Below are 13,236 nucleotides of genomic sequence, written 5' to 3'. Positions count from 1 at the left end.
GGTGGTCATCAGCATAAAAAACAAGCCATAATACCGTTTTCCTTGACTAAGCCCAAACAAAAACAGCCTGCAATAGCACAAAGAATACAAGAAAAATGTCTGCAAGCTTCAATAAAAGTTATGCTAAGGTACTTTCTCATTAGTAGTCTTATTTAAAACTTGCTATGACTAGAACAAATTTACTGATAACCCCCATGCCTTGGCAGCATTTTAACCGTCCTTTTGTACGTGACTTAGCGTACGCCATCGCCTGTCCAACGGTGATAAAACAGTGGCTAAATTTTTGTCCATTACAAGCACTGCCACCAGTTCACGTGCATACACCTGAATTTTGGCAACAGCAATTGATAAATTATACCCATAGACTTAAAGAGCTAGACAATACAGCAGCATATCAAGCTTTGACCCAATTTTTATTAGCTCGACCAAGCCCGCATCGTTTAGGATTTCATTTTGAAGGCTTACTGCATTTTTGGTTAATAGATGGCTTTATCCACAAGTGTCATCCATTTGAAGTATTGGCACACAATATTCAGCTTTATCGTGATAAGCAAACCATAGGAGAACTGGATTTTATCATTCGTAATCATCAGACAAATGAAATTGAGCATTGGGAGCTTGCGATTAAGTTTTTTTTTGGGCGCACCGCCCTATGACTATGCCCATTGGGTGGGTATTAATTCGCGTGATAATTTGCAGTATAAAATGACCCACATGCAAAAAAAGCAGTTTCGCAGCGTGTGGGTGAATGTGGGAGAAGATGTAAATAAGCAAACTAAGGTAAAAATTGATAAACGTATGGCGGTGATTAAAGGGCGATTTTTTGCACCTTATTGTATAGACAGTAATCAGCAAAATTTTATACGCCCTGCTTGGTTAGAACCAACTTTTCCATTGCACTACTGGATTGATGTAAATAAGCTCTCGCCTATTCAGTTAAATCAGATATTACATGCCATTGCCAATCAGACAAGCAATATAAAAATATCTACTAACAAACATAATCCAGAGAATCTGACAATTAAACTACGCCGAGCACATTATATAGAGTGGTTTAGCAAACGTGATTTCTATGATAATAAGTCGATATCCATTGATGACATCCATCAGCTAACACAAATCAAACAAGGGTTATATTTTATTAATGATATACCTGTGGTGATATTTACTGGCAGTTTTGATTATTCCAAACAAGCAATACCATAAGAACAGCTTCTTATTTAGCACAATATCTCGCCTACCATTATCTTATCTACCATTTCTACCATTGATACTGACCATATATACTTACTTGTGCCCGTTTAGCCTCGTTGCTTTTAAGACTGTCCGTTAATAGTTTGATACCAGCATACGGGCTATCTATAGCAAATCCTATTGCCTTTGATTGTGGCTCTAGTAAACCTGTGAGCATAATTGGAGTATTCGTATACTTATGATGACCATAGTGTAGCGGATAACCTGCTGACAATTGATACAAGTGTTGATAAGTATTACTTTGACTATGCAAGCCCAATTGCCATTGATTAGCTAAGTCATGAGTCAAATGTGTCTCTACTCGCCATGGGATACGTTGCACTTCAGCGTCGGTATTTAAACTACCTTCTAATGTATATGGTGGACGACGACTGTCTTCATAATCTAAATCATAATGCGTACTAGGTATATCCTTCCAGTACATTTTTCCTAAAATATCATAGCCATCAATCACCAATTGCGTACTATTACCTAGCTGACCTTGTAGTGATACATCAAGTGAATAACCATAACCATGCGGTGATTTAGGATACCAGCCCAGATTTTCCTCATCGAGTGCAGGTTGATCATAATAATAATTTAGCGTTGCGTTGGCTTTCTCAAGACTGTCTCTTAAAGATTTTTTATTTGAACCCTGATTGGATAGAGGTTGGGTTAACATGCTACCAGCAAACTGACCATCAATCGCATGCCTACCCTGCCAAATATGTGCTTTTGTTGCCAATACCCAATCATCTGCTAATGGTAAATTCATACCAACATGTGCACCCAATCGCTCATTATGCCGAGCTTGTAGATATAAGGGGTAAGTTTGATGACTATCAGCAGCAACATCATTTTTATATTGCCAATATACCTGTGCGGTTGGCTGATTAAATGTCATTAAATAATCATAACGCCAATCTAATCCGTAACTAAGTTGACTATTAGCTGGTGTTACTGATATCCCAACTTGTCCTTGTGCAAAAGCAACATCACCTTTATCAAGCGATGCATCCCAATCATCCACAAAAGAGGCAATGGGCTGCGTAGGACTATAAGCATTGGCATTGATTGTCCAAACAATTTGCTTTTGTGGTGAGACAGATTTTGGGATTAATTGTATGGAAGACTGTGTATTTAAGGCTGTATTACTGTATGACAAAGACTCATCTAGTGGTTGTGCCAAAACATGAGTAGACATCATTAATATACTGATGCCTGTCAAAATATATAATGTAGAAGACTTCATAAAATGCTCAACCAATAGAAAAATCCAACAAATAAAATATGTTAAATAGCGCTAATAAAAATAATCAAAGAAAGATTATGATAAAAAAAAGACAGCATTACACTGTCTTTTTTTTATTCCCAACAAGCTTATTTAGCAAAATTTATAGATATAGGAAAGTATTATCGTTAAATTTTGCAGTGATTTTATCTTTACTATTAATCAGATCACCAAAATCTTTACCATTAACCATAATATCACTTAGCTTACCATGATCATCTGTTTTAAATTTGCCATCTGCATCCACATTGAGCTCTATACGAGCATTATTTTGCGTTACTATCAACTGAGTGGGTGTTGTATTGTGACTTGTATCAAGATTATAGTTACCTTTGATATGCAGTGGTTTGTTCTCAATACTAAACTTAGTTAAATCTTCTAAAACAACCTCATCACGAGCGGTACGTTTTAGTCGAACTAGAAAATCAAGTGGAATCACAACTGCTTTATCTGAGGCAGTATTTTTAGTGACTTTACCTTTTAAGCTCAACATTGCGGTCATACCCACATATTTGCCATCTTTTTCTACAAAGTTATCGTTACTACTAAGTTCAACGTACTTTTTCACATCATCTGCATTAGCAATCGCATTAAAACTCATTTCAACATCGGTCTTTGGCGCACCTTTGATTAAATGACCTGTGATATCAATCTTATAAGGCAAGCTACGAATCTCTTTACTACCATCAGCTAATGTTCTGCTCACATCCATCATTGCAACTACAAAATCTTTAGCAATTACGGTACTATCATTGGCAACCAGTTTGACATTATCCAAATTTACTTCTGCTTTTTGTAAAGTAATACCCTTCTTATGAGTCTCTTCCCAATCAAACTCTCTGTTCATGGTAACTTTATCACTAAATGTACCCTGAGCTTTAAGCCCTTGTTTAGACGATGTCAGCATCATTTTTTCACTACCTGAGCCAATAGTCAGACCATCAAAGCCAAAGCTTAGCTGAGGCGTGGTAGTTGAAGTATTATTCTGTGTAGCATTTTCAAAGCCCTGATAGCTAGTCATAAAGTTATCAGTAGTAACGTTCTTCTCCTCTTTAAAAGTTTGGCGATTATAAAGATAATCTATCTCTATCGTATCAACCGTCACTCCACCAGATAAGGTAAACTTACCATTACTATCTAACGTTGCCACAAAGTCTTTACCTGGTGTGATTTTTAAACGTGAAGAATCATTTTGAAAATCTTTAGATTTAATCAATCGATTAAGCTCAGTTGCATCAAGACGCGTTAAAGAATTTTCTTGCATGTATTTTTGTATTTTGCTTGGTACATCAAAAGCATAGGTAAATCTTTTTTGCTGTTTATTTGTTAGAATCTCACTTGCACCTTCATAAGCTTCTTTAATTGCCTTATTATCACTAACAAATAATTTAGCAGTACGGATGATTTCTTTGGCTTGTTCTTGCTCAGAAAGGTTAGTTTCCGTTTGACCTGATTGACTGCTGCCATCATTGGCATCTGTATCATCATTATCGCCACATCCTGTCAATACCAAACTTGTTGCCAATGCCAATGCCGTTAGTTTCATCACTTTCATATTATTACTCCTTGTTTTTAAAATTTTCAATAAACTTAGATATTAGTTAATCATTGCACAATAATATGGCTGCGCAACAAATTGATGATCAAGTCATTTTATCATTACAGTTTGTTAATCTTTTCTTTGCAAAAATACATGAACTAAACCATGCCTCATATTATAACAACATATACACTTTTGATAGTGATAATGAAACAAACTAACAATAAACTTATCATTATCTTAAATTCCCTAAGTTATTGATTATAATATTACCTTTTTATTGTTGCAATTAATTTAATTGATTATTCATAATTCGAATATGTTTCAATCACCTGTAATACTTCATGACGAAGTATCTCAATACTAGGTAGTCGCTCAGCATGAAAGCGCAAAATTGGGATACCTGCACTAGCAAGGGCTTTATCCTTTTTGGCATCCGCCTTTTGGCGTGCTTTACTCTCGTGCGTCCAGTCATCTAATTCTATGGCAAGTAGTGTCGTCTGAGCATCAGGGGCGACCAACACATAGTCCACACTTTGTCGACAAATACGATTGAACCAAAACTGACGGTCACTTGCTGCTTCATCGCTTGGCTCTATAATACGGGATAGCTGCACTTGACTAAAAATATGACACTCAGGAATGGCCTTTTGTAATTTTTTAAAGAATATGACCTCTGTATCTGTCATGATTGGCATCGGATCAAATGGCCATATAGGCAAATCATCGCCTCGAACAGGGGTATCATTTGAATTTACGTTTGAATTTGAGTTTGAAGGGGCATTGGAAGTTTTAGATAATAACAACAAACAAAGAAAACCGACTCCGACCACAATAAAAATGAATTGAAATAACAAAATATTTCCTTTATCGACAATAAGTAATAATTAGTAGCTTCAATATAGTCAGCGAAGTTATAAACTGTTACAAGACAGGCGAGCGCAGATAGTATGGTTATATAGCAAGCAAGCTTAACACCACTTAACACCATAATAGTTATCAATTTCATTGACCCTAGTAATAAAGCAACCTTAAATTATTATCTCTGATCATCTTAACCTTTACAATTGAGACTGCCACCAAATAAAAAAGACACGACGTTCAATGTCGTGTCTTTTTTTATTTTAGATTTGATGACTCTAAATAAAGCCTATTTGCATCTAATTAACGCCAATAAAGCACCCAAGCATTATTTACGCCTGTCCGTGGATCTGCATTAATTTTATCTTTTAGTGCCAATGCTGCAGGTTTGCCTTCCTCAGGCCCCACAATCACACGCACACCGCGACTTGTTGCACTGGTTGATACTTTATAACCAGCTGCACGCATTTTTTTGGCGACTTCATCGGCTTTGGCTTGATTATCAGCCAATGCCACTTGTACACCAAACGTACCTCTCGCTTCACCTTCTGCTGCTGCTTGCCGTGCCTGTGCCAAACGCTGTTCCGCGGTTTTAGCAGCTTCAGCACGTTGTTTTGCTAACTGTGCTTCTCTTTGCAAACGGCTAATTTGTGTTTGTGAGGGTATGGTTAATTTTTGCCCCACATGCAAAGCTGCCGAAGTAGATAAGTTATTTGCCTGTGCCAAAGCTTCCACAGGAACATTATATTCCCGTGCCAGTTTGATTAATCCATCTCCTCGTTGAACTCGATATTCCACTGCCCGTGATGGCGCCGTATTAGTTGGTTGTGGCTTTGATGTGGTATCTTGCTGAGACTTGGTTGTCGTCTCAGACTTAGCGACAGTTGGTGTTGGTTTAGGCTTTGGTTTTACCGTCTTTGCTGCTGCTTGCAACTCACGTTGTAACCGCTGAACCTGCTGTGTTGAAGGAATGATCAATGTTTGACCTTGATGTATTGAGGTATTAATCGATATATCATTTGCTTTTAATAAAACCTCTATAGGTACATTGTGTTCGCGTGCAATCTTAATCAATCCATCACCACGCTTTACCTGATAATCAATGGCTTGATTTCTACTATTGCGTTGCTCATTATTGCTTGCCGCTTGAGTTGTTGTGGTATTGGTTTGATTTTGTGGTTCTGCTGGCTTGGCAGGTTTGGGCTGTGCGGGAATGGGACGAGACTGTATCACTGGTGTCGCTGGTTGCACAGAAGAAGAAGTATCCGTTATTTCTTGTTGAGCCGTGACATTGACTTCATTTTGCAAATCTTCATTGCTAGGTACAGGCTCAATGGCATTGTTGGCACGATACTGTTCATTTTCTAATCTAGATTTATTAAGCGCCAATACCTCTGCCTGCTCTTGCTCAGCCAAAAACTCTTTTGCCAACCGCTCTTGCTCAGCAACTCGAGCCGCACGCTCCTTTTGCTTTTGCGCTAAAATTCGCTGTTCTGTTTCAATATCTGCTGTCAATGGACGATTAGTCATCTCATCTGTCTCTTGAGGTTGTTCTGCATTGACTGGCTGAATAGATGCGGCATCTTGTTGCAAAGTATCAGACATGTCTATTTGCTGCACCATAGCAAATAGCATCAAGCCTCCACCTAAAAAAAGAACGCCCCCTAATAGAGTCTGTCTTGACAACTTCATGAGTATCTACCTTTAAAATAATGTTACGACTATAGATTATAATTAGCTCAATTTTAGCCAACACTCGATTAAACTTTATTTATTATAGAGTAAAGCCCAAACAGTGTCTGCTTTCTTATCAGCTTATACACCCAGTTATCAGCATGTTTCTTTAAATTTTTAAATTTGTGCTTATTTAAAATGTGGATATAGACAAACCTGTCAATACTTCCCCAATGGTATGAAATGAACCACAAACCAAAATCATATCATTTTCTTGGCTCTGTGCAATAGCTTGTCTTGCAGCCACTGTTAAGTTAGGTGTTGTCACAATATCATCTACTTGAATGTGCTTAGCCAAAATATCCATTAACTCATCTAGCGATGCCGCTCGAGAATGGTCAATTGCTGCTACTACCCACCGCTTAATAGGCAGCGATATTAACTGTGATACCACAGCGTCAATGGGTTTATCTGCCAACATAGAAAAAATAATATATAACTTAGCGGTTGGATGTTTTGTTAAATATGCCTGCCAAAACTGCTCAAATTGGGGCAATAAAAACGCCATACCTTGCTCATTATGTGCCACATCAAATAACCACTGTCTATCAGCTAACTGACGTGCATCAAATCGTCCCATCAACTTAACTTGCTGCATAGCAGATATAATATGCTTCTCAGCGATATTTAAAGGGCTGGCTAAAACTGCTGATATGGCATTGCTGGTATTCACCAATGATAAACTTGGTTTGGGTAACTGTAAGGTCAGCGCAGCACCACTATATTGCCAATCTAAACTGGAGATATCTCCTAAATCATCACTGCTATCACAATAAATAAAATCTTGACCTGTCTGATAACAGGTGACATTTAACTCAGTAATTTTTTGACGCACACTATTGGGCATATCTGCCTCACCATAAATAAGTGTACTATCTTGACGCAAAATACCTGCCTTTTCATAGCCAATCTGCTCTCGAGTATCCCCGAGCCAATCCACATGGTCTATGGCAATATTAGTAATCACGCACATATCCGCATCAATGATATTGACCACATCCAAGCGACCACCTAATCCCACTTCAAGCACCCACACATCACAATCAGCCTCAGCAAATATCAACATCGCTGCCAGTGTGGTCATCTCAAAAAATGACAAGGTTAGCTCACAGGCAATGCGAGCTTGCTCGATCTGATAAAATGCCTGTACCAGTTTATCATCACCAACAGCCTGCCCATTGATACGCACCCGCTCATTAAAATCAACCAAATGTGGTGACTGATACAATGCGGTTTTATAGCCTGCCTGTTGGCAAATCTCGGCAATGACTGCGGTGGTTGAGCCTTTACCATTGGTGCCTGCCACCATAAATACATAAGCGTTATCTTTGGCGGACTGCAATAGATTTAGATGCTCAGCAACTGGTATCACCCGTGATAAACCCATATCAATAGCAGACACATGAATCTGCTGCATATATATGAGCCATTGTGACAATGAGCTATTTTGATTGGGTGCTTCTACTGGTTTTTGCGTATCAACTGTGGTCATTTGGATATCACCATAAATAATCTAACAATCACTTTAACTAAGCGTAAGTTAAGAGCGAAGATTGGCATATTTTGCTTACCAAGCCTCGAGCACAATAAAAAATATAATTATAACCGTCTACAGACAAAAATACTCATAAGGCAGACTACCTTATGAGTAATATCTAATAGCTTATCTCGACTAATCTATATTTATTTTATCCATTAGTTGAGATATTGAATACTTAAATTTAATTACGTATGCTGATTCGGCTGATGGGTCAATTTTGCCAATAGACGATAAATGGTATCAATCATTTGCTGACGATGCACTACCTGATCAATAACGCCGTGCTCAAGCAAATACTCTGCACGTTGAAATGGCTCTTCAAGCGTTTCACGTACCGTCTGCTCAATCACCCGCTTACCTGCAAAGCCAATCATCGCTTTTGGTTCTGCCAAGTGAATGTCACCCAGCATGGCAAGCGATGCAGTCACACCACCATACACAGGATTGGTGAGCACCACAATATAAGGCACACCTGCCAATTTTAGACGCTCAATTGCAGCTCCTGTTCTTGCCATCTGCATCAAGGACAATAACCCTTCTTGCATTCTAGCCCCACCAGATGCTGCAAAACATACTAAAGGGATTTTATGCTCTAGCGCATATTCAGCCGCTTTAACAAAACGATCTCCCACCACCGACCCCATCGAGCCACCCATAAAGCGGAAATCAAAAGCGCACGCCACCACTTTTAGATTACGTAACGTACCATACATCACCAACAAAGCTTCAGACTCCCCCGTCTTTTCTTGTGCTTCTTGCATTCGCTGTGGATAAGGTTTGCTGTCAATAAAACTGAGTGGATCACCAGCGACAAACTCTTGCCCTAGCTCAGTATCCACCTCGTCAAAAAACCAACCCAAACGTACCCGAGCAGTCATGGGTAAATGATGATCACAATGCGGACAGATATAGCAGTTAAATATCAACGCGGTATTGGTGGTCAATGAATGGCACTGTGAGCATTGCGTAGAAGGCTCGGTTTCAACCGCTGATAACGGTGCCATATTTTGCTGTTTGATACTGGGAACAGGACGCTCTAGCCATGTACGATAGGGGGCTGGCTCATTGTTTGTCTTTGTTGATGCCACTGTGGAACTGGGAGAATTGGTTGTTTGGGTCATAATTAACTATCACTATTACCATAAAATACTTTTAGTTTACACTTGTAAACCTGATTTCGCAAAGGGCTTTATTGTCAAAATATTAAATACTTAATAGAACAAGTAGTTAAGTATTTAATAGAGCACAAAAACCATCATAAGGAATCTAAAGCCGTACGCAACTCATCCATTTTTGCCATAATTTTGGCTTTGGCAGCATCAATCTGACTACCATCGGCATCTGCTGCAATATCAGTAAAATGCTTCACCAACTCACTGCCCACAATTACCCCATCGGCATACTGTCCAACTGCTTTTGCTGACGCACCATCACGAATACCAAAACCAACACAGATGGGCAAATTGGTCTCAGACTTAATCGCTTGTACTTGCTTACCCACATCAGCAGTATCCAAACTTGCTGAGCCTGTCACTCCTTTGAGCGACACATAATAAATATAACCGCCACAATGGCGCATCACTTGACGACGACGCTCAGGTAAAGTGGTGGGTGATAATAAAAATATCTCATTCATCGCATGATCAGCAAGACGCTGAGTAAACGTACCTGCTTCGGCTGGAGGTAAATCTACCATCAAAATACCATCCACACCTGCCGTTTCACAAAGACTAATAAAATGGTCATAACCAATGATTTCCACAGGATTGAGGTAACCCATCAAAATAATCGGTGTTTGCGTATCTTGTTGACGAAATGCTTTAATCATTTCAATCGCTTGACGGGTACTCGTGCCTGCTGCCAATGCACGCTCCCCTGCCAAAGAGATGGTTGGACCATCTGCCATCGGGTCAGAAAAAGGTAAGCCCACTTCAATCATATCTGCCCCATGAGCCACCAACTCATGCAGCAAATCGACAGTAACAGTTGGGTTTGGATCGCCTGCCATCACATAAGGAATCAGGGCTTTTTTGTTTTGTGATTTTAGCGTATTAAAGGTGGTTTCAATTCGGGTCATAATATTATCTCTTTTTTAAGTATCTCTTTTAAAATTTTTAGGCTGAATAATTCACTTCTAATTTTAGAACCTGTATTCATAATCCAAAATCAGGGGAGTTTTAAACTAAAATTGCATAATACAAGGCAAATTTTGGGGCGAATAGTCACTCTATTTAACCCAAAATTTAACGCCGTAGTACGTCTATTTTAGGCAAAAAGCCACCATTATGGGTTGTGAATACAGGTTCTTATATCTAATCGGGGCAATTTATGGCTCTATACAAGTAATGGCTAATTGTTTGGCAATTTTTTGCGATTTTTTATCAAAGGTAAGTAATGTGGCATTATCATGACAATGAGCCTGATAAGCAATTACCCCATCAGCAAAATCACCGCCACTTTTTAAAAAATTCATACCATAATCAAAGGCTTCAGTTGCAATCAATATATTATCTTGTTCAACCAGTGCTGTTAAAATTTGAATAACTGATTGCCGCGGAATTTTCATTTTATCTTTTATCACCCAAATTGTTTCACACACAGTCATAATGGGTAAATACAAAAAAAGCTCATTCGAGATAAAATACTTTTTAACTTTGGCATGCTGCTTGGCATCATCATTTAAAATAAACCGTAATAAAACATTGGTATCAATAATAAAAATAGGTTTATCCATCACCTTTGCCTGCCATACCTTGTTGATAAGCACCTGCAACCGCCGCCTCGGCTATTTCTTCATCGCTAATCCTATGCGTTACATACTTTGAAAAGATTCCCGCCAAATCTTCCATCTTCATATTTTCCACTTTGACCATTTCAGATTGGCTCTCTGTAGTATTTTCTGATTCAGTATTTGTTGAGTCAGTCCTCACATTATCCTGAGCATCTGTAAGAATTGGTAATGTAGTCAATAAAGATTCATCTACTCGCGTTTGCTTAATGATAACCACTTCATCTTGTTCAAAAGTACTTAACAAGTCACAAAATTTGTTTGTTGCATGGTCTTCCACATAAATTGTATAAGCATGCATCACATTCCCCCTTAAATCCTTCTTTTAGTAGTTTTCTGTTGCTAATAAGCTACTGTTGCAATCTATCCCGCACTTCCATCAAGGCAAAACCCAACAAATTCAGTCCCCTCCATTGTAGCGGATTGGAAATATTGTCATCATCTTTTGCCAGCCCCACCCCCCAGATTTTATCCACTGGGCTTGCTTCTACCAATACTCGCTGACCTGTACCTAGCAAGTAATTTTGCAACGCTTGATATTGTCCAAATTTTGCCAGATTACCTGCCACCACAATATCAAAGCGGTGCTTATTCCATACTTTTTCATCAAATCCCAACACTTTTCTGCCTAAATCTTTGGCTTGCTTGGGGTGAGAACTAGCAATGATTTTGGCAAAGCTATCCTCATCGGCAAATAATTTGGCTTTTTGAGCCATCATATAGTGTTCAGCAGTTGGGTAAGTAATGCCATCAACCACAAATGGGGCTGTCCACCACTGGCTAAAACAGCTATGGGTTAGTTGACCATCAGCACGTTTGCTATGTCCCCAAAAATAGACATATTTTAACTTCTGTTTACTTTGATATTGCTTGATAAGCCAATCTAAATCATACATCACAGCTATCTTTCATTACAGCCATCTTTAATTTACAGCTCTATCCCATCGTATTTCATCACTGTATGCAAATCTTTATCACCACGCCCTGACATATTAATAATGATGGATTGCTCTGGACTCATGGTTTTTGCCAGTTTTAGCCCATATGCCACTGCGTGAGAGGACTCTAAAGCAGGAATAATACCCTCTTTTAAAGTCGCCTCTTTAAAGCCCCACATCGCCTCATCATCGGTACAGCCAACATATTGTACCCGTTTAACATCTTTTAAAAAGCTATGCTCAGGGCCAACACCGGGATAATCCAAACCTGCAGAAATCGAATGAGTTTCCAAAATTTGTCCATCATCATCTGCCATCAAATAGGTACGATTGCCATGCAATACCCCTACCCGACCTGCTGCCAATGGCGCAGAATGGCGACCTGTTTCAATACCATCACCTGTCGCCTCAACACCATATAACGCCACTTCACTGTCATTTAAAAAGTCGAAAAACAGCCCAATCGCATTTGAGCCACCACCAACACACGCTACTAAGGCATCAGGCAGCTTGCCTGTTTTTTCTAAATGCTGAATACGTGCTTCTTTACCAATAATTGCCTGAAAATCACGCACCAACAGCGGATACGGATGCGGGCCTGCCACTGTGCCAATGATATAATACGTGGTATCCACATTGGTTACCCAATCACGCATCGCCTCATTCATCGCATCTTTTAGCGTGCGTGAGCCAGAAGTCACTGGTACTACCTTTGTGCCGAGCAGACGCATACGGTACACATTCATCTTTTGCCGTTCCACATCGTCTGCACCCATATACACAATGCACTCAAGCCCAAGTCGAGCGGCTATCGTTGCTGTTGCTACCCCATGTTGCCCTGCACCTGTCTCAGCAATGATGCGTTTTTTGCCACACATCTTCGCCAGCAATGCCTGACCAATGGTATTATTCACCTTATGCGCGCCAGTATGGTTTAAATCCTCACGCTTAAAATAAATCTGTGCGCCACCAATCTCATCAGAGAGGCGTTTGGCATGATATAAAGGCGTTGGACGACCGACATAATTAATCAAATCATTATGATACTCTTCCCAAAACTTAGGGTCTTGTTTCACTCGATTATACAGCGTTTCAAGCTCTTCTAACGCCGCCATCAGCGTCTCAGACACAAAGCGTCCACCATGCACCCCAAAATGCCCACTGGCATCAGGATACTGATTATAATCCTCAGCCGACTGCTGGGTATTACCTAACTCACTAATATTGCTTTGCTTATTATCGCTCATCATCTATTTCACTCTATCAATTATCAAAATTAAACTGTTTAAAATCTTAAAATCAAAAATCTAA

13 protein-coding genes are annotated in these 13,236 nt (G+C 39.3%); 2 read left to right on the top strand and 11 right to left on the bottom strand.

What is annotated here, in order from left to right; all coding sequences use genetic code 11:
- Positions 1-194: 194 nt before the first annotated feature.
- Entirely contained in the window at positions 195-656 is a 462-nt protein-coding gene (locus tag FHK89_RS09000) for a DUF1853 family protein (protein WP_230659206.1), read from the top strand.
- Positions 619-1,206, top strand: coding sequence for a DUF1853 family protein (locus FHK89_RS08995; protein WP_230659203.1), 588 nt, complete (start codon positions 619-621; stop codon positions 1,204-1,206). Before FHK89_RS09000 ends, FHK89_RS08995 begins: the two co-directional genes overlap by 38 nt.
- A 55-nt stretch (positions 1,207-1,261) precedes the next feature.
- Here FHK89_RS08995 and FHK89_RS08990 read toward each other — a convergent pair whose 3' ends face one another.
- The 11 genes from FHK89_RS08990 to trpB all read right to left on the bottom strand — a co-directional run bounded on the left by FHK89_RS08990 (position 1,262) and on the right by trpB (position 13,172).
- Positions 1,262-2,485 carry a hypothetical protein gene (locus FHK89_RS08990; RefSeq protein ID WP_230659201.1) on the bottom strand — a complete coding sequence of 408 codons (1,224 nt, stop codon included), beginning with the start codon at positions 2,483-2,485 and terminating at the stop codon, positions 1,262-1,264.
- Positions 2,486-2,627: 142 nt separating this feature from the next.
- The gene (locus FHK89_RS08985; RefSeq protein ID WP_230659199.1) at positions 2,628-4,079 is read right to left on the bottom strand and encodes a hypothetical protein; all 1,452 of its coding nucleotides are present in this window, start codon (positions 4,077-4,079) and stop codon (positions 2,628-2,630) included.
- Positions 4,080-4,366: 287 nt separating this feature from the next.
- Positions 4,367-4,921 (bottom strand): DUF2726 domain-containing protein, encoded by a 555-nt coding sequence (locus tag FHK89_RS08980; protein ID WP_230659197.1) that lies wholly within the window; start codon positions 4,919-4,921, stop codon positions 4,367-4,369.
- 307 nt (positions 4,922-5,228) lie between these two features.
- Complete coding sequence (locus tag FHK89_RS08975) at positions 5,229-6,617, bottom strand: SPOR and LysM peptidoglycan-binding domain-containing protein (RefSeq protein ID WP_230659195.1); 1,389 nt, start codon at positions 6,615-6,617, stop codon at positions 5,229-5,231.
- 175 nt (positions 6,618-6,792) lie between these two features.
- Positions 6,793-8,151: a bifunctional folylpolyglutamate synthase/dihydrofolate synthase gene (locus FHK89_RS08970; protein ID WP_230659193.1), complete on the bottom strand. Its 1,359-nt coding sequence runs from the start codon at positions 8,149-8,151 to the stop codon at positions 6,793-6,795.
- A 233-nt stretch (positions 8,152-8,384) separates the two neighbouring features.
- A complete protein-coding gene (gene accD / locus FHK89_RS08965; protein ID WP_230659191.1) occupies positions 8,385-9,320 on the bottom strand; it encodes an acetyl-CoA carboxylase, carboxyltransferase subunit beta in 936 nt (311 codons plus the stop codon).
- Positions 9,321-9,454: 134 nt separating this feature from the next.
- Positions 9,455-10,276, bottom strand: coding sequence for a tryptophan synthase subunit alpha (trpA, locus tag FHK89_RS08960; protein ID WP_230659189.1), 822 nt, complete (start codon positions 10,274-10,276; stop codon positions 9,455-9,457).
- 249 nt (positions 10,277-10,525) lie between these two features.
- The gene (locus tag FHK89_RS08955) at positions 10,526-10,933 is read right to left on the bottom strand and encodes a PIN domain-containing protein (protein WP_230659187.1); all 408 of its coding nucleotides are present in this window, start codon (positions 10,931-10,933) and stop codon (positions 10,526-10,528) included.
- Complete coding sequence (locus tag FHK89_RS08950) at positions 10,926-11,288, bottom strand: hypothetical protein (RefSeq protein WP_230659185.1); 363 nt, start codon at positions 11,286-11,288, stop codon at positions 10,926-10,928. Before FHK89_RS08950 ends, FHK89_RS08955 begins: the two co-directional genes overlap by 8 nt.
- Positions 11,289-11,337: 49 nt before the next feature.
- A complete protein-coding gene (locus FHK89_RS08945; RefSeq protein WP_230659183.1) occupies positions 11,338-11,883 on the bottom strand; it encodes an NADAR family protein in 546 nt (181 codons plus the stop codon).
- A gap of 32 nt (positions 11,884-11,915) precedes the next feature.
- Positions 11,916-13,172, bottom strand: a complete 1,257-nt coding sequence (gene trpB, locus FHK89_RS08940; protein WP_230659181.1) for a tryptophan synthase subunit beta — start codon at positions 13,170-13,172, stop codon at positions 11,916-11,918.
- Positions 13,173-13,236: the final 64 nt, after the last annotated feature.

This window comes from Psychrobacter sp. I-STPA10 (assembly GCF_021012795.1).
Taxonomy (GTDB): domain Bacteria; phylum Pseudomonadota; class Gammaproteobacteria; order Pseudomonadales; family Moraxellaceae; genus Psychrobacter.
This window is presented reverse-complemented; position numbering and strand designations above follow the sequence as displayed.

Coding starts and splice junctions, on each gene's coding strand:
- FHK89_RS09000 (WP_230659206.1), top strand. CDS start 195: ATGCCTTGGCAGCATTTTAACCGTCCTTTTGTACGTGACTTAGCGTAC.
- FHK89_RS08990 (WP_230659201.1), bottom strand. CDS start 2,485: ATGAAGTCTTCTACATTATATATTTTGACAGGCATCAGTATATTAATG.
- FHK89_RS08985 (WP_230659199.1), bottom strand. CDS start 4,079: ATGAAAGTGATGAAACTAACGGCATTGGCATTGGCAACAAGTTTGGTA.
- FHK89_RS08975 (WP_230659195.1), bottom strand. CDS start 6,617: ATGAAGTTGTCAAGACAGACTCTATTAGGGGGCGTTCTTTTTTTAGGT.
- FHK89_RS08970 (WP_230659193.1), bottom strand. CDS start 8,151: ATGACCACAGTTGATACGCAAAAACCAGTAGAAGCACCCAATCAAAAT.
- accD (WP_230659191.1), bottom strand. CDS start 9,320: ATGACCCAAACAACCAATTCTCCCAGTTCCACAGTGGCATCAACAAAG.
- trpA (WP_230659189.1), bottom strand. CDS start 10,276: ATGACCCGAATTGAAACCACCTTTAATACGCTAAAATCACAAAACAAA.
- FHK89_RS08955 (WP_230659187.1), bottom strand. CDS start 10,933: ATGGATAAACCTATTTTTATTATTGATACCAATGTTTTATTACGGTTT.
- FHK89_RS08950 (WP_230659185.1), bottom strand. CDS start 11,288: ATGCATGCTTATACAATTTATGTGGAAGACCATGCAACAAACAAATTT.
- FHK89_RS08945 (WP_230659183.1), bottom strand. CDS start 11,883: ATGTATGATTTAGATTGGCTTATCAAGCAATATCAAAGTAAACAGAAG.
- trpB (WP_230659181.1), bottom strand. CDS start 13,172: ATGAGCGATAATAAGCAAAGCAATATTAGTGAGTTAGGTAATACCCAG.